Annotated in this window: 14 protein-coding genes; 6 read left to right on the top strand and 8 right to left on the bottom strand. The window is 65.8% G+C overall.

Features of this window, described 5'->3' with window-relative positions; all coding sequences use genetic code 11:
• Positions 1-274 precede the first annotated feature (274 nt).
• Positions 275-1,099: an alpha/beta fold hydrolase gene (locus BMX17_RS07010; RefSeq protein WP_092658774.1), complete on the bottom strand. Its 825-nt coding sequence runs from the start codon at positions 1,097-1,099 to the stop codon at positions 275-277.
• Positions 1,100-1,253: 154 nt separating this feature from the next.
• Between BMX17_RS07010 and dacZ the strand changes: the two genes are divergently transcribed.
• Both dacZ and BMX17_RS07000 read left to right on the top strand, forming a co-directional pair.
• Positions 1,254-2,066, top strand: a complete 813-nt coding sequence (dacZ, locus tag BMX17_RS07005; protein WP_092658773.1) for a diadenylate cyclase DacZ — start codon at positions 1,254-1,256, stop codon at positions 2,064-2,066.
• A complete protein-coding gene (locus BMX17_RS07000; protein WP_092658772.1) occupies positions 2,066-2,845 on the top strand; it encodes a mechanosensitive ion channel domain-containing protein in 780 nt (259 codons plus the stop codon). Before dacZ ends, BMX17_RS07000 begins: the two co-directional genes overlap by 1 nt.
• On the opposite strand, the gene BMX17_RS06995 is transcribed toward BMX17_RS07000, so the two are convergent.
• Both BMX17_RS06995 and purD read right to left on the bottom strand, forming a co-directional pair.
• Positions 2,842-3,396 (bottom strand): acyltransferase, encoded by a 555-nt coding sequence (locus tag BMX17_RS06995; RefSeq protein WP_092658771.1) that lies wholly within the window; start codon positions 3,394-3,396, stop codon positions 2,842-2,844. The genes BMX17_RS07000 and BMX17_RS06995 overlap by 4 nt on opposite strands.
• Before the next feature lie 59 nt (positions 3,397-3,455).
• Positions 3,456-4,745 carry a phosphoribosylamine--glycine ligase gene (gene purD / locus BMX17_RS06990; RefSeq protein ID WP_092658770.1) on the bottom strand — a complete coding sequence of 430 codons (1,290 nt, stop codon included), beginning with the start codon at positions 4,743-4,745 and terminating at the stop codon, positions 3,456-3,458.
• A 104-nt stretch (positions 4,746-4,849) separates the two neighbouring features.
• Here purD and BMX17_RS06985 point away from each other — a divergent pair, with 104 nt between their 5' ends.
• Complete coding sequence (locus tag BMX17_RS06985; protein WP_092658769.1) at positions 4,850-6,991, top strand: thioredoxin domain-containing protein; 2,142 nt, start codon at positions 4,850-4,852, stop codon at positions 6,989-6,991.
• Between the two features lie 53 nt (positions 6,992-7,044).
• The gene (locus tag BMX17_RS06980; protein WP_092658768.1) at positions 7,045-9,279 is read left to right on the top strand and encodes a DUF2298 domain-containing protein; all 2,235 of its coding nucleotides are present in this window, start codon (positions 7,045-7,047) and stop codon (positions 9,277-9,279) included.
• 34 nt (positions 9,280-9,313) lie between these two features.
• On the opposite strand, the gene BMX17_RS06975 is transcribed toward BMX17_RS06980, so the two are convergent.
• The 4 genes from BMX17_RS06975 to BMX17_RS06960 form a co-directional block, all read right to left on the bottom strand.
• A complete protein-coding gene (locus BMX17_RS06975; RefSeq protein ID WP_092658767.1) occupies positions 9,314-10,354 on the bottom strand; it encodes a hypothetical protein in 1,041 nt (346 codons plus the stop codon).
• A gap of 78 nt (positions 10,355-10,432) precedes the next feature.
• Positions 10,433-11,746 carry an RNA-guided endonuclease InsQ/TnpB family protein gene (locus BMX17_RS06970; RefSeq protein ID WP_092658988.1) on the bottom strand — a complete coding sequence of 438 codons (1,314 nt, stop codon included), beginning with the start codon at positions 11,744-11,746 and terminating at the stop codon, positions 10,433-10,435.
• A 412-nt stretch (positions 11,747-12,158) separates the two neighbouring features.
• The gene (locus BMX17_RS06965; protein WP_092658766.1) at positions 12,159-12,563 is read right to left on the bottom strand and encodes a TlpA family protein disulfide reductase; all 405 of its coding nucleotides are present in this window, start codon (positions 12,561-12,563) and stop codon (positions 12,159-12,161) included.
• Positions 12,564-12,617: 54 nt separating this feature from the next.
• On the bottom strand, positions 12,618-13,067 hold the full coding sequence (locus tag BMX17_RS06960; protein WP_092658765.1) for a DUF488 domain-containing protein: 450 nt from the start codon (positions 13,065-13,067) through the stop codon (positions 12,618-12,620).
• Positions 13,068-13,184: 117 nt separating this feature from the next.
• Here BMX17_RS06960 and BMX17_RS06955 point away from each other — a divergent pair, with 117 nt between their 5' ends.
• Positions 13,185-14,186, top strand: coding sequence for a PLP-dependent cysteine synthase family protein (locus tag BMX17_RS06955; RefSeq protein WP_092658764.1), 1,002 nt, complete (start codon positions 13,185-13,187; stop codon positions 14,184-14,186).
• A 399-nt stretch (positions 14,187-14,585) separates the two neighbouring features.
• The gene (locus BMX17_RS06950; protein WP_092658763.1) at positions 14,586-15,674 is read left to right on the top strand and encodes a hypothetical protein; all 1,089 of its coding nucleotides are present in this window, start codon (positions 14,586-14,588) and stop codon (positions 15,672-15,674) included.
• On the opposite strand, the gene BMX17_RS06945 is transcribed toward BMX17_RS06950, so the two are convergent.
• On the bottom strand, positions 15,671-15,980 hold a 310-nt coding region (locus BMX17_RS06945; protein WP_170845351.1), incomplete at its 5' end, for a transposase. The genes BMX17_RS06950 and BMX17_RS06945 overlap by 4 nt on opposite strands.

Here is a 15,980-nt window from a genome sequence, read left to right as displayed (position 1 = left end):
GTACTCCGTGTTCACCCGCGCCGGCTGCAACTGTGCCCGGTTGCAGTTCTTACATTCGCCCTCGTCGAGTTCCGGGAAGTGTGACCCACAGTATTGACACTCGTATATGTCTGGCATATCGCCGAGTGGAGACTGTGTGATATAAACCTCGTCGTCGTATCAGCTTCCAAAGCTGACTCGAACCAGCTGGTTCGAGGCATATCGAAAGGTGATCGACGAGTCTTTTGAGAGACTGACTCGAAACCTGACTGCCGCTCTGAGGTCCGGTTGGCGTTCAGTACACGTCCTCGAGGAACTCCCGGATCGCGGCGTTTGCGGCCTCGGGGTTTTCGGTGTTCGAGGAGTGGCCGGCCTCGGGGATCAACTCCATCCGAGCGTCGGGAAGCTGGTCGACCATCGGCTCGGCGCGTTCGGGTTCGATGGACACGTCCTCCGCGCCGTGAGTGATCAGGACGGGCACGTCGATCTCGTCCAGGCGCTCCTCGACGCCGGGGCGGTGGAGCCAGGAGTTCACTTCGTCGTGGACGGCCTCGCCGGGGTAGGTCAGCCAGCGGTCCTTCCAGTGTTCGACCAGATCGGTGCGCTCCTCGATCGAGGTCTGTCCGAACAGCATATGCGAGACCGCTTCGGCCATCGAGTCGGGCACGTCGCCCTCCGCTTTTGCCGTCTCGACCATGTCGCCGTACTGCTCCTGTTCGGCCTCGTCGTGGGGGGTCGCCATGCTGTCGATCAGGACGATGCCGTCGAGCAGGTCGGGGTATTCGAGCGCGAAGCGCAGGGCCATGAACCCGCCCATCGACATCCCCGCGAGGACACAGGAGTCGATTCCTTTGGCGTCCATGAGGACGCGGCAGTCCTCTGCCAGGTCGTCCAGGTCGTACGGCCCCTGGAACCGGTCCGTTCGGGCTCGGAGGTTGTAGGCGATGGTCCGGTAGTCGTCCGAGAGGGCCTGGAGTTGGGGTTCGAACATCGTCCAGTCCATCAGGGTCCCGTGGGCGAAGACGATGGCCGGACCCGAGCCCCGTTCTTCGGAGACGGTCTCTGTGCGGTGTCGGTACAGCTGTGTCGCCGGGCCTGGGTCCTCGGGCAGGTCTGACATACCACGGCCCACGGAGGCAGGGGGTAAAAGCGCTGTCTCCGAACGCTGGGGGTTCCCATCGGGGACCGGAACCGGTCCCGCGAGTCAGACGGACGGAAGACGGACGGACGACGAGGCCACAAAACTTAATCGGGTAAGGTGGGTCGATACAGCAATGAGCGACTTGCGTGAGCTACTCGGGGGTCTCGTGTCCGAAGTGGACGCTGTCTTTCTGTTTTCTCCGAGTGCATCGTTCTACGAGTCTTTCGAGGACGTGGACGACGCGCTGGTCGTGGTCGTCGCACCGGACGACTCGGTCGGAGCCGAGGAGTTCGTCGAACTGCCACTGGAATTCAGCGACGTGTCGAGCCGCGTCCGGTACGGGGTCGAAGGCGCGATGGACCAGGAACTCGTCGACGACGGGGACGAGATCGTCTGCGCCGTCAAGACCTTCGACGAGGACATCGACACGGTGATGCGAGTCAAGGCCAGCAACTTCTCGCCCTCCGGCGTCTACGGCCTGTTCGTCAACTCCCGGGCCGAACCCGCCGTCATCCGTGACGTGCTCGAAGTCGCCGTCGAACTCGGCAAGAAAGGCCAGAAGGGCAAACCCGTCGGTGCGCTGTTCGTCGTCGGCGACGCCGGCAAAGTGATGAACAAGTCCCGGCCGCTCTCCTACAATCCCTTCGAGAAGTCCCACGTCCACGTCGGCGACCCCATCGTGAACGTGATGCTCAAGGAGTTCTCCCGGCTGGACGGGGCGTTCGTCATCTCCGACTCCGGGAAGATCGTCTCCGCGTATCGCTACCTCGAACCCTCCGCGGAGGGCGTCGACATCCCAAAGGGGCTCGGTGCCCGGCACATGGCGGCCGGGGCGATCACGCGGGACAGTAACGCCGTGGCTATCGTCCTGAGTGAGAGTGACGGCCTCGTCCGAGCGTTCAAAGGCGGTGAACTGATCCTCGAACTCGATCCGGAGGAGTACTGATGTCACTGCACGAGCCGGTCCTGCGGTACCTGACGAGTTCACCCTTTCTCGCTGCGAGCGCGATCTTCATCGTCGGGCTGATCTCGGGGTACCTGCTGGGCCAGTTCGTCAAGCGAGCCCTGCGGGCGATCGGCCTGCCCGGAGTGGTCGAGGGAACTGCCTTCGAGCGAAGCGCGCGGGGGCTGGGCACCTCGACGGTCGGCCTGCTCTCGCAACTCGTGGCCTTCTCGGTGTATCTGGGGACGACCATCGCCGCGCTCGACGTGGCAGGGGTGCTGGTGATGGCCGCCGTCCTGCCCTTCTTCGCGGCCTTCCTCCCGCAGGTGTTTATCGCCGTCCTCGCTGTCATCGCGGGCCTGGTCGTCGGGGACAAGGCGGCCCTGCTGGTCAGCGAACACCTGCGGGGCGTCAAACTGCCCGAAGCCGGCCTGATCCCGACGCTGGTCAAGTACAGCATCTTCTACATCGCTGGCCTGATCGCGCTGAACCAGCTCGGGGTCGCCACCCGCGCGCTCTTGATCCTGCTCGCCGCCTACGTCTTCGGTATCATCTTCCTCGGCGGCCTGGCCTTCCGGGACCTCCTCTCGGCCGGCGCGGCCGGCGTCTACCTCCTCCTGAACGAACCCTACAGCATCGGCGACGAGATCCGCGTCGGTGACCGCACGGGAATCGTCCAGGAGGTCGACCTGTTCGTCACCCACGTCGAGAACGACGGCACCGAGTACATCATCCCCAATCAGCAGATCCTGCGCGAAGGGATCGTCCGGATTCGGGATTAAATCTCTTCGGCCGGCACACCGGCGACGGTCGTCTCCGGCGGGACGTCCTCGGTTACCAGCGAGTTCGCCGCAACCTGTGCCCCGGCACCGATCTCCACGCCCGGCAGGACGATTGCTCCCGCGCCGATCATCGCCCGCTCGCCGACGACGACCTCGCCGGTCCGGTACTCCTCCTGCAAGAACTCGTGACAGAGCAAGGTCGCGTCGTAGCCGACGATGGCGTGGTCCTCGACGGTGATCAGTTCCGGCCAGAACACGTCCGGCGTCGCCTCCAGTCCCCACGAGACCCCTTCGCCGACGGTGACGCCGATGCGGCGCAAGAGCCAGCTTTTAAGCCGCAGGCTCGGCGCGATCCGTGCGAGCACGATCAGGACGTAGTTGAGACAGACCCGGACGAAACTGCGCGCCTCCAGCCAGTGCTGGAGGGAATTCTTGGGCCCCACGGTCGGGTGGACGGTCGTCGCCGCGTGTCGTTCGGGCCGGTCGGTGTCACCGGTCGCGTCGCGCCCTTCGTCCCCCGACCCGGTCGCTGGATCGTCGGTCACGGCCATCCGTTCGTCGGCGAACGATATCAAAGGTACCCATCGGCCGGAGCAGGGAACCCCCTCGCCTAGTCGCGCAACTCGGCCATGTGGTCGATACGGCGCTGGACGAGATCGGGTTTGCCGATGTCGTGGCGGACGCGCAGGCCGTCGGTACCGGCCCGCTGGAGGGCGTCCTCGGCGACTTCCTCGGCCTCGGTGATCGAGTCGGCGACACCGACGACCGCGAACGAGCGGGAGGTCGTCGTGTAGATGCCGTCGTCGCGCTCGTCGACGGAGGCGTAGAAGAGGATAGCCTCGCCCGCCGAATCCGCATCGATCTGGACTTTCGCTCCGGCCTCGGGGTCGGTCGGGTAGCCGTCGGGGACGGCGTACTTACAGACGGTAGCCTGGCGCTGGAACTCAAGTTTCGGGAGTTTCTCGCCGTCGCGGGCCGCGGTCAGCACGTCGAGGAAGTCCGTGTTCAGTACCGGCAGCGTGTTCATCGCCTCGGGGTCGCCAAAGCGAGCGTTGAACTCGACGACCTTGATCCCCTCGGCGGTGAGCATGAACTGACCGTACAGCACCCCTTTGTAGCCCTCGAGCGCGTCGACGACGGCCCGCAGTACGTCCACCGCGTCGTGGTACTCGTCTTCGGTCATGAACGGGAGTTCCAGCGAGCCGTCGCTGTAACTGCCCATCCCGCCGGTGTTGGGCCCCTCGTCGCCCTCGTAGGCGCGCTTGTGGTCCTGCACGGCGGGCGTGACGCGCAACTCGCCGTTGGCGACAAACGCCTGGATCGTGAACTCCTCGCCGATCAGACGCTCTTCGAGGACGATCCGGTCGTAGTCCGAATCGCGGATGTACGCCTTGGCTTCCTCGGCGTCAACCTGGTCGCCCATGACCCGAACGCCCTTGCCGCCGGTGAGGCCGGCGGGCTTGATCGCGAGGTCGCCGTCGTACTCGTCGATGTACTCGCAGGCGGCCTCGGCGTCCCGGAACTCCTCGAAGTCGGGACAGCCCGGCACGTCCTCTTTCTCCATGAAGCGTCGCTGGAAGCCCTTGTCCGTCTCGATGCGGGCCTCCTCTTCCTGCGGGCCGAACGTGTAGATACCCGCGTCGTCGAGCGCGTCGGCGACGCCGGCTTCGAGGGCCGCCTCCGGGCCGATGACCGCGAGGTCGGCCTCGACGTCCTCGGCGTAGGAGACGACCGCAGGCGGCGTCGTCGTGTCCAGTGTCTCGAATCCAACCGCGATCTCCGCGATGCCGGGGTTTCGATTCCCGGCACAGGCGTACAGGTCGGCGTCGGAATCGGCGAGCGCGCGAGCGATGGCGTGCTCGCGACCGCCACCGCCCACCAGCAGCACGGTCTCTGTCATACGAAAGCCCGCGAACTACGCTCACGTAAGCGTTGCCATAGCCTGCTGTGGGCCCCCAATCCCGGGTCCCCGCCCTCAAGTGCCCGGCGTGCCTACCCCGTCCCATGACCGACGCGGCTCCCACCGACCGCAACCGCCTCGACGACGAGGAGAGTCCGTATCTCCGCCAGCACGCCGACAACCCCGTCAACTGGCAGCCGTGGGACGAGCAGGCACTCCTGGCCGCCCAGGCCCGTGACGACCCGATCTTCCTCTCGATCGGCTACTCGGCCTGTCACTGGTGTCACGTGATGGAAGACGAGTCCTTCGAGGACCCCGAGATCGCCCGCAAACTCAACGAGCACTTCGTCCCGATCAAGGTCGACCGCGAGGAGCGCCCCGACCTGGATTCGATCTACCAGTCCATCTGCCAGATGACCCAGGGCACCGGCGGCTGGCCCCTCTCCGTGTTCCTCACACCCGAGGGCGAGCCGTTCTTCGTCGGGACGTACTTCCCGCCCGAATCCAAGCGCGGGATGCCCGGCTTCGGCCAGTTGCTCGAAGACATCACCGAGAGCTGGGAGACCGAACGCGACGGACTCGAACAGCGCGCCGAGAAGTGGACGAACGCGGTCAAAGGCGAACTCGAAGAGACGCCCGAATCGGTTGGCGAAGCGCCATCGGAGGCCCTGGACGCGGCCGCCCAGGCCGCCCTCCGCGGTGCCGACCGCGACCACGGCGGCTGGGGCCGCGGCCAGAAGTTCCCCCAAGCGGGCCGCGTTCACGTCCTCCTGCGGGCTCACCGTCGGACGGGCCGCGAGGAGTTCCGCACGGTCGCCACCGAGGCGCTCGACGCGATGATCGAGGGCGGCCTCTACGATCACGTCGGCGGCGGCTTCCACCGCTACTGCACGGATCGGGACTGGACCGTGCCCCACTTCGAGAAGATGCTGTACGACAACGCCGAGATCCCCCGTGCGCTGCTGGCGGGCTACCAGGCGACCGGCGACGAGCGCTACCGCGAGTACGCACTCGACACGCTCGACTTCGTCACCCGTGAACTCCAGCATCCCGACGGCGGCTTCTTCAGCACGCTCGACGCCCAGAGCGAGGGCGAGTCCGGCGAGCGAGAGGAAGGTGCGTTCTACGTCTGGACGCCCGCGGAAGTCGAGGAGGCCGTCGCCGGGGCGGATTTCGATACCGTGGACCCGGACACCGCCGCAGACCTGTTCTGTGACCGCTACGGCGTCACCGAACCGGGCAACTTCGAGGGCCGGACCGTGCTGACCGTCGTCGCGGAGATCGGCGACCTCGCCGACGCGTACGACCTCGACTCAGACACGGTGGAGCGCGTCCTCGACGAGACGACGACCGCCGTCCACGCGGCCCGCGAACAGCGACCGCGGCCCCGCCGCGACGAGAAGATCCTCGCGGGCTGGAACGGATTGATGCTGTCGGCCTACGCCGAGGCCGGCCTCGTGGCAGGCCCCGAGGCCACCGAGCCAGCCGTCGACGCACTGGCATTTCTCAGGGAGCATCTGTGGGACGAACAGGAAGAACGGCTCGCCCGGCGGTACAAGGACGGCGACGTGAGCGTCGACGGCTACCTCGAAGACTACGCCTTCCTCGCGCGGGGTGCCTTCGACCTGTATCAGGCCACGGGCGACCTCGACCACCTCGCGTTCGCGCTGGATCTCGCGCGGGCTATCGAGGCGAACTTCTGGGACGCCGACGCGGGAACGCTGTACTTCACGCCGGCCGACGGCGAGGGGCTGGTCGCGCGACCGCAGGAGCTCACCGACCAGTCGACGCCCGCCAGCGCCGGCGTCGCCGCCGATCTGTTGCTCGCGCTCGATCACTTCCGCCCCCGTGACGGGTTCGCCGATATCGCCGAGACCGTCCTGGCGACCCACGGCGACGAGATCGAGTCCGACCCGCTCCGGCACGCGTCGCTCGTACTGGCCGCCGACGGCTACGAACACGGCGGTCACGAACTCACCGTCGCCGCCGACCCCCTCCCCGAGGACTGGCGGGCGGCCGTCGGCGAGGCCTACCTCCCGGGTCGGATCCTGACGCGCCGGCCGCCGACCGCCGACGGGCTGGCGGAGTGGCTCGCCCGACTCGATCTCGACGAGGCGCCGCCGATCTGGGCCGACCGGAGCGCACGGGACGGCGAACCGACGGTGTACGCCTGCCGGGCGTTCACCTGCTCGCCGCCGCGCCACGACATCGGAGCGGCGCTAGAGTGGTTCGAGACAGGAGATTGACGGGTGCCGCCGTGCTTTTGTGACCGCGCTGTGAGCCATCCACCCGAGAACGGGTGATTCCCCTCGATGTCGTCGTCGGCTGGCTGGTGGTCTGTCTCGTCCTCGGGCTGGCCGGTGGACTGATCACGATCGGACCGCTCGCGAACCTCGGCCGCTACGCGCCCGCCTTCGGCGTCCCGGCCGCACTGTTCGTGGTTGGTAGCGTCGCGCTCTGGATCGGCCACCGCTCGATCACGGCCGGGCTCGTGGCCGGCCTCACAGTGCTGGGGCTGGCCACTGTCGTCACGGCCCGCCGGACGGACTGGCGCGACCGGTTCCGGGCCGGCCTGCCCGCCTACGGTCTCTTCGTGCTCGCGTTCGTCTTTCTGCTCACGCTCCGTGCCTTCGATCCGGCCGTCGACCCGGCGAGCGGCGAGAAGTTCCTCGATTTCGGCTTGCTCCGTGCACACCTCAGAGCGACGGCCCTGCCGGCCGAAGATATGTGGTTCGCCGGCGAGCCGTTCAGCTACTACTACGGCGGGCAGTTCACGGCCTCGCTGCTGGCGCGACTCACCGGCACGCCCGCACGGCTCGCTTACAACCTCTCGCTGGCCACCTTCTACGCGGCGCTGGTGACTGCCGCCTACGGGCTGGCAGGGGCCATCGGCCGGCGCTGGGACGCCGGTCGCACCGCCGGGCTCGCCGCTGCCTTCTTCGTCGGCTTCGCGAGCAACTTCCTCCCCACCGTTCGCTTTCTCCGGAATCTCGGAACCGGCTCGGTCACCGCGGCGATCGGGGGACTGGACTACTGGCCAGCCAGTCGCGTCGTGCCGGGAACCATAACCGAGTTCCCGCTCTTTGCCTACCTCAACGGCGACCTGCACGCGCATATGCTCGCGGCACCGTTCTCGCTGTTGGCCGTCGCCTGTCTGTACGCGTACTTCGGGACGAACGCGGAGAAGCGACGGTACCGACAGGCCGTCGTGTTCGGACTGGTCCCGGCCATCGCCGGCTTCGTGACCGTGACGAACGGCTGGTCGCTCCCGATCCTTCTCGGCCTCGTCTGGCTGACACTGTACTTTACCCCCGCGTCGCCCGTGTCGCTGGGCTTCGACCGCCTGCGCGAACGCGTCCCGCTGTCCGGCGACGCTCCGGTCGTCCGGTTCGTCCGAGACGGGCGCGCGCTCGCGACGACGCTGTCGACAGGCCTCGTCGCGCTCCTGGCAGTGGTGTGGTCGCTGCCGTTCTGGTCGGTCTCGGCGACCACCGGCCTCTCCGTCGCCGTGCTCCCGACCCGGAGTTCGCTGGGATCGCTCCTGCTCGTCCACGGCCCGTTCCTCGTCGTTCTCGTCCCGTACCTGCTGGTCCGGTTGACGCCGGACACCGAGGTCCGCACGAGCGCCGGCATCGTCGTCGGCGCAGTCGCGATGGTGAACTACCTCCTCTCGGGCTTTGCCGGCGTGATCGTGTTCGCCATCCTCGTGCTGGTCGCCTGGTTCGTCCTCCAGCGGGCCCGCCGCTCCGACGCCGACACCCCGGTCGGCTACGAGGCGGTCCTCGCGCTCGCTGGCTTCGCCCTCGTCGTCCTGGTAGAACTCGTCTACCTGAACGAACCGACGAGAATCGGGCGCGTGAACACCTTCTTCAAGACCTACGCCGAGGTCTGGCTGTTGTTCGGCGTGGCCGCCGCCGTCGTCGTCGGCCGCCTGCTGTCCGACGGCGACGGGCCGTCACTCCCCAGGGTCGGTGGGGTCGATCTCCGGCCGGTCGTCGTGACACTGCTTGTCCTCTCGACCGGTCTCTACGGCGCAGCCGCAGTGGTCGAGTGGACCGACGGTGACGGCGAACCGCACAACAGCGTCGCGGACCCGACACTGGATTCGCTCGGGTTCGCCGAGGAGCGATATCCGGACCGGATGGCCGCGATTACCTGGCTCGACGATCAGTCGGGGACGCCAACGTTGCTGACCGCGCCCGGCTCCGGGACCGGCCCGGACTACGACTGGATCAACGCCCCGTCGAGTCTGACCGGCGTCCCCACCGTGGCCGGGTGGGCACACGAGGCTGGCTTCCGAGATTCCGACGCCTACTGGCGTCGTGTCGACGACGCTGATGTCATCTTCAACGGGAGCCGATCGGATCGCCACCGCCTCCTCGACCGCTACGGTGTCCGGTACGTCTACTACGGTCCGGAGGAACGCGCACGGTACGGCACCGACCGGTTCGACGACGACGACGCCACTGAACCCGTGTTCGAGAACGACGCCGTGACGATCTATCGTGTGAACCAGTCGACGCTCCAGTACTGACCGGGGTCACTGCGAGCCGCCGGCCGCCGCCGAATCAGTCCCACCAATCGTCGTCATCGTCGTCTTCGTCGTCTTCCCACCAACCACCGTCGTCAGCATCGGTGTCTTCGTCGTCATCTTCCTCGTCGTCGTCCCACCAGCCTCCTTCGTCATCGTCCTCGTGGTCGTTTCCATGATCCTCCTCTCCACCGTCGTCCGATTTCTCGTCGTCGTCCGTTCCCTCCTCGTCGCCAGTTTGCTCGTCTTCGTCGTGTTTGCCGTCGTCTTTTTTGCCGTCCTCGTCCCACGCCTCGCGTTTTTGTTCCCAGTAGTCTTCGTGGTCGCGGTGGCTGAAGACGTCCTTGAAGAAGTTCGCGCCCTCGTCCATCCAGAGCGTGTGTCGCTCGGGGTCGTCGAGACGGCCCGAGAGGACTTGCCACTTCTCGACGCTGCCCTCGTACTCATCGCCGTAGAGTTCGGCGTCCTCGTTGAACGACGGGTCGATCCGGAAGTAGAGGTCGTCGTCGAGCGGGCCGTACGCGCCGCCGTCGTTTCGGCCCCCTTTCCAGGTCCAGTGGACGGTCTGGAGCAGCCCCTCGGTCTCCCACTGGTCGAAGTTGCTCGGCGCGTCGTACTCGTCGTCCTGCACCACCCAGGAGCCGTCTTCCGGCAGGCCGAGGAAGGTGAACGACGCCGCCCCGCCGTCGTTGTCGCCCGTCCACTTCTCGTGGACGATCACCAGACTCACGTCCCCCTCCGGTCCCTCGTAGAGAAAGAGCGTGCAGGTGTCCTCGCGCTGGAGCGGTTTCGTCCCGACGGAACTGTAGTGGGTCCGGTCCCACCCGTACAGCTCTTCGACCGGGATCGATCCTTTCAGTGGCGTGATTTCGACGAACTTCTTCTCGAAGAACCACCGCTTTTGCAGACAGTAGTAGGTCTTGTCGGATTCCCCGGCCGCGACCTCGTCGAGGTCCGGGGTGTCGTGGTCCTTACAGCCCGCGACTGCGACCCCTGTCGAGGCGAACGCCCCCGCCCCCGCCGCGACGCCACTGATGAATTGCCGCCTGTCGAGACCCGCGTTCGTGTTCCGGCGCATCGATTGACCTCCTCCTCCGCGTGAACGCGGAGGAATCCCGCCACGGGATTTCAGGCCGAGTGTTGCGGCCTGTCGGTTTCAAGACGCATTCGTTCCACGCGTTACCTGCTGGGTTTCAGCATTGTCCCCAGAAATCGGAGATTTCTGGTGTGCGAACGAATCGCTGCGCGATTCGTTAACGGCGTGGCTGTCTTGTGGCCCGGTCAAAGAGGCCCCATCCGTAGCCGAGTCATCGTCACCGGCCTTCTGCCGGGAACTCCGGTCGCTTCGGCGGTGACTCTCTCCACTACGGTAGCGGTCTGCAATGTTTATCGCCCCGTTCACGTCAGCCTGGTACTCACCGACCCAACAGTCGTCACTCAAGCATCGGAACGTTGCCTGTCGTGGCCGGGAGCCATGTTCACCGCAGGCGTGGCACGCCTTCGACGTGTTGCGGGGATTCACCGTCTCGATGGGAATCCCCGTCTCGGCGGCTTTGTAGCGAATCTGTGCATGGAGCTTGGCAAAGCCCCATCCGTGCAACCGTCGATTCATGTATGCGCCGTAGTCCATGTTCTCGCGGATGTCCGTCAGGTCTTCCAGCACCAGCACCGGGTTCTCGACGGACTCTGCGTATGCCACAACCTCGCGGGTCACGCGGTGAAATATATCGTCAATCTGGTCCCACAGAGCGTCACCGAACGAGTCTGCGATTCGCTCACTGCCGCGCTGCTGCAGGCGTCTTGTGGCGGTGAAGTAGGTTTTGCGGAGCCGACGAACGGCCTTGCCGTCGTCGGCCCACAGTTCGGGGCGAACAGGAGAACCAGAGTCGTCACGGTGACACACCGTGACGAGACTCGCTTCTCCAATGTCTACACCGATGGGCGTTTGCTCGTCGGCGGACGCCGCAGATTGCTCGGCCACGTCGCGGGTAGCAGTGATGTGGAGATACCACGTTCCGTCGCGCTTGAACAGCTGACTTTCACCCATCTCGGCATCGTCAGCGTACACCGCTTCCAGCCACTCTCGCTGATCGGGATTGGCGCGTACTGGAATCCAGAGGTGGTAATCCTCGTGGTGCGGGACTTTGACGTACCACTCGATCGCGTTCTGTGGCTGATGGTCGAGTTGCAGTCCCTCGTTGGTGAACCGCACCGGGTGGTCGTCGTGAAGCTCGTCGGCGTCGTAGCTGTTGTGGAGTTGTGGGACGTACTGCTTGAGGGCGTTTTTGGCGTAGCCACTCAGGTCGTACTCGACAACCACGTCGTTGGCCGCTGACTGTGTGTCACAGCCAGCGGCGAAGGCGGCCTGAAGCGCGTTCTGGTAGGCGTCCCGTGTCTCACGAAGCTTCCGCCGCTTGTGGAGGGTCGGGTCCACAAGCTTCAGTTCAAGCGTTTTCGTGACCTCGCCCATCGTCGCCGTACCCCATCTCTGGATTGTGAGAGACATATATCTCAGCCATCCAGGGTGAAAGTGAAATCGTGGGAAATCCGGCACTGCAATAGAACGGTGGACTGTCCCACCCTGCTGTCCGCTCGACCCCCGCCTGTTCGCTCCTCGGTTCCGACAGAGCGTCGGAACACTCGTCACTCACGGGAAGGCGGGAGTATGCGCTCTTATCTCTATCAGTCTCTCTCACCGACGCCCTTCGTTATGTTCCGAATAGTACAGGTCAGTAATCGTGTACTCCCCACCTCCGAGACAGGGAGCCGGGAGTACGATGTTCCTACGGAGTCCGGGAGCGTGGCTAGGCGCTGGCTACCAGTTGGTCACCGACTGTTCGTTCGTTGGTTGCGGATCGCGTCCGATTCGGTTATCGGCGCGCTCAGGCCGTCGTTTCGACATCGGCGAGGTCGTCGGCGAGGGCGACCGCGATGGGGACCTCGGCGTCCTCGACGAACCGGGCGAGTTCTTCGCCCGTCTCCGCGTCCTCGACGACGACCGTCGGGATGTACTCGATACCGTACTCCGCGACGCCGGGACCGGTCTTCGATCCGTCGTCTTCCTTCTCGGTCGGGTAGTGTTCGATCCGGTCCTCGGCGATTTCTGCCGCCTGAAGCGCCGCGCCGAACGCCGGGAGCTGCGACCGGCAGTCCTTGCACCAGTCGCCGCCCCAGACTTTGAACACCACGCTCTCGTCGAGGTCGCGCAGCGTCTCGACCGTCTCCTCGTAGGAGTCTTCGTCCCAGACCGGGTCCGGTTCCATCGTCGTGAGTCGTCCGTCGCTCATACCCCCACCAACGCGGTCGGCGGCCTTAACCGGTGTGTTCCCGACAGGCGACCGTCAGATCCCATCGGCAAGCCGTTCGTCCAGCAGTTCGACCAGTACGTGTCGATGACACCGCTTGTCTTCGCCCTCGAAACAGACGAGGACGACGGTCTCGCCGTCTCGAACGCGCTCGGCGAGGTCGTCGAGGGCTGCCTGCGCGTCGGCGGACTCGCGGACGTGACCCCGGTACCGTTCCTCGAACCCCACCTCGTCCCAGGCCGCGTTGTGCGCGCCCTCGTCACAGAGCCCCTGCATCTTCAGGTCCTCGTGGCGCTGTTTCGTCTCCGCCAGTAGCTCCTGGGGCGGCCCCAGTGCCGGCCGATTCTCGTCGACCGCACCGTGGAACCAGCCCGTCGGCTGGCGGACGACGCCGACGAGTGCGGCGTCCTCGAACGCCACCAGATCGTGCTGGAGGGCGGCGACGTAGGTCTCGGCGACCTCGCCGGCGGCCGACGGTCGTGCCATGGTACCGTCTCGAACGGCCGCGCGCAAAAAACCCGACGGCCGGCCAGGCGTCAACGACCGAGGCACGCCCTGCCGGCGGCAGTGGGCACTTAAGCCGGGGTGGCATAGCGATTCCAAATGCACTCGTCGATTCTGGAGACCGTCGGGTCGCCGCTGGTGCAGGTGAAGTCCCCGCCGGGGGCGACCGTGGCCGCGAAGATCGAGTCGAAGAACCCGGGCGGATCGGCCAAGGATCGCCCGGCGCTGGCGATGGTCGAGGCCGCCGAGGCCGACGGCGTGATCGAACCCGGCGACCACCTCGTCGAACCGACGAGCGGCAACACCGGGATCGGCCTCTCGCTCGTCGCCGCCGCCAAGGGCTACGACATCACCATCGTCATGCCAGCCTCCAAATCCGAGGAGCGACGCAACCTCATGCGAGCCTACGGTGCGACCCTCGAACTCGTCGAGGGCGAGATGGACGAAGCCAAAGAGCGGGCCGACCGCCTCGAAGCCGAAGAAGGCATGGTCCAGCTCCGACAGTTCGAGAATCCCGCCAACCCCGAAGCCCACTACCGCACGACCGGTCCCGAAATTCTGGCGCAGTTGGGCGACCGCACCCCCGACGCCTTCGTCGCCGGCGTCGGCACCGGCGGCACACTCTCCGGGACCGCGCGCCGCCTGCTGGAGGAGTTTCCCGACATGGAGGTCGTCGCCGTCGAACCCGAGGCCAACGCCGTCCTCTCGACGGGCGAACCCGGCTCCGACGACTTCCAGGGCATGGGCCCGGGCTTCGTCAGCGACAACCTCGACACCGACCTGCTGGATTCGGTCGAAACCGTCGGCATCGAGGAAGCCGAAGCGGAGTGTTGTCGTCTCGCCCGCGAGGAAGGGATTCTGGTCGGGCAGTCCTCCGGCGGGACCAACGTCGTCGCCCGACGGGTCGCCCAGCGACTGGCCGACCCCGACGCCGAGTGCCCACCCTCACCCGACGAGGGGGGCCCCGACACGGGGATCGTGATGGACGGCGACGGCCCCGCCGACCCCGGAGCGGAGGCGTTCGACGACTGCCCGCTCGTCCTCACCGTCTTCTGGGACTCCGGCGAGCGGTATATGTCGACCGGGATGTTCGGTAACTAAATTTTTACTGTCGTTCGAGAGAGCTTCGCTCGCTCGTGACGTCGCCAGAAGTCGAAGACTTCTGGCTGCAAGCGGGAAATCGGAGATTTTCGGGATGCCACGAGAGCCCCGCTCTCGTGAGCACTCGAAAGTCCCAGCCCGCACAGCCGAGCGAAGCGAGGCGAGCAGGATCGTCTTTCGGTGAACCGGCGCGCTTTGCGCGCCGGATGCGTGCCGACTCCGAGACCGCGACAGGCACATCTACCGCCTCCGCCACTCGCCCATGATTCGACCTGTCGGTGGCGATAAATCTACGAACTGTAAACTCTAAATAACTGGTTGCGGACTGACTAGTACGAACGGCTGTGGTGGGACGGTTCGCCTGGGTGAGGGCACGGTCCGTCACAGCCCGGAACGACTATGACAGGGAAATCGGCGTTCGATGCCACGATATCGCAGGCTCTGGTCGGCGTCCTGTGTTGTCTGCTCGTCGCGGTTCCAGTTGCGGGCGTCGCGGGGGGACAACCGACGGCAGCGGCGGCCGGTCACGCGCCGTCCGCGACGGCCGGTGACGGAGGCGGTGGGTCGTCACTCGAGGCGGGACTGCTCGTTCGCCAGACGAACGAATCCTCGACCGACGATACCGACGCTGGAACCGGGAACGGGACGAACGGCGACGAATCGGATGGCAACACGAATCGGACCAAAAACGAAACGGCCGGGAACGGGACGGCCGAAAACGAGACTGCAGAGAGCGAGGCGGCCGACGAACCGGCGTTGATCGAGTCCTACACCGCGACCACAGCGGGGACGACCCTCACCGTTCGGGTCGGGAGTTCGGAGCGGCTTCGGCAAATCGCCCTCGCCGTCTACGACATGGATGGTGACGAGGTGGCCGACCGCGAATCGAACTTCCACGTCGGCACGGCGTACGTGACGACGTTCAATCTCTCCAACGGAACCTACAGAACGAGCCTCGTCACCGCCAGGAGCTACGACCGGCGGGTCGACGATCCGACGAGCCACTTCGCGCTCGTGACCGTCCCCGAATCCGGGTCGAACGAGACGGACCCGGCGGCCGACGGGAATGAAACGGACACCGAGCCTGACGGCACCGATCCGGCGGACTCGGACGCACGGGACGAGCGAACGGAGACCGGGACGGAAACTCCTGGCGGGAACCGAACCGCAACATCGGACTCGGGGTCGGCTGAGACGACGACGGCCACAACTGAACAGTCGACGACCCTGACGCCGGTACCGACGACGAGTGGGTCCCCCGAGACGGATATCAAGACGAATCGGGAATCCCAGCGGATGGCAGGGACGACGCCACCGCCGGAGACCCGCGCGACGCCCGCGGATGATCCCGGTTCGGAGCCCCGGCCCCGAACGCAGGGTGCGCTGTTGGGATCGCCGTTCCTGCAGAGCGTCCTCACACTGGTTGCTGCGGCCGTCCTGGCGTTACTCAGCGTCGTGCTGTGGGTGCGCGGCTATAGTAGACACTAGAAGTAATTGCTCACTTTAGGAACAGAGAGTTTGTCGAGAGCGGTGTCGATCGCTGTTGTTAGCTCGTCGAGCGAGTCAAAGAAACGGTTGCTAAGAGCCTTTTGCAGCTGTCTCCAGCATTCTTCGACCGGATTCAACTCCGGTGAATACGAGGGTAGCGTCACGAAGGCGAGGTCGTCACGGGCCGCTAGGTCCGTGACGGCCGACGCCTGGAAATACGGTGCTCCATCAAGCACCACAATCAAATCATCTTCGAACTCTTCACATACAGCTAAAATGAAATGTTTTGCGTGGTCGGCGGTGACG

Source organism: Halorientalis persicus (genome assembly GCF_900110215.1).
GTDB classification, from domain to species: domain Archaea; phylum Halobacteriota; class Halobacteria; order Halobacteriales; family Haloarculaceae; genus Halorientalis; species Halorientalis persica.
Note: the sequence above shows the minus strand (reverse complement) of the source record. Positions and strands in the feature narration are given on the sequence as shown.

Bases quoted from the DNA above. Each gene is read 5' to 3' on its own strand.
- BMX17_RS07010 (WP_092658774.1), bottom strand. From the start codon at position 1,099: ATGTCAGACCTGCCCGAGGACCCAGGCCCGGCGACACAGCTGTACCGA.
- dacZ (WP_092658773.1), top strand. From the start codon at position 1,254: ATGAGCGACTTGCGTGAGCTACTCGGGGGTCTCGTGTCCGAAGTGGAC.
- BMX17_RS07000 (WP_092658772.1), top strand. From the start codon at position 2,066: ATGTCACTGCACGAGCCGGTCCTGCGGTACCTGACGAGTTCACCCTTT.
- BMX17_RS06995 (WP_092658771.1), bottom strand. From the start codon at position 3,396: ATGGCCGTGACCGACGATCCAGCGACCGGGTCGGGGGACGAAGGGCGC.
- purD (WP_092658770.1), bottom strand. From the start codon at position 4,745: ATGACAGAGACCGTGCTGCTGGTGGGCGGTGGCGGTCGCGAGCACGCC.
- BMX17_RS06985 (WP_092658769.1), top strand. From the start codon at position 4,850: ATGACCGACGCGGCTCCCACCGACCGCAACCGCCTCGACGACGAGGAG.
- BMX17_RS06975 (WP_092658767.1), bottom strand. From the start codon at position 10,354: ATGCGCCGGAACACGAACGCGGGTCTCGACAGGCGGCAATTCATCAGT.
- BMX17_RS06970 (WP_092658988.1), bottom strand. From the start codon at position 11,746: ATGGGCGAGGTCACGAAAACGCTTGAACTGAAGCTTGTGGACCCGACC.
- BMX17_RS06965 (WP_092658766.1), bottom strand. From the start codon at position 12,563: ATGAGCGACGGACGACTCACGACGATGGAACCGGACCCGGTCTGGGAC.
- BMX17_RS06960 (WP_092658765.1), bottom strand. From the start codon at position 13,067: ATGGCACGACCGTCGGCCGCCGGCGAGGTCGCCGAGACCTACGTCGCC.
- BMX17_RS06955 (WP_092658764.1), top strand. From the start codon at position 13,185: ATGCACTCGTCGATTCTGGAGACCGTCGGGTCGCCGCTGGTGCAGGTG.
- BMX17_RS06950 (WP_092658763.1), top strand. From the start codon at position 14,586: ATGACAGGGAAATCGGCGTTCGATGCCACGATATCGCAGGCTCTGGTC.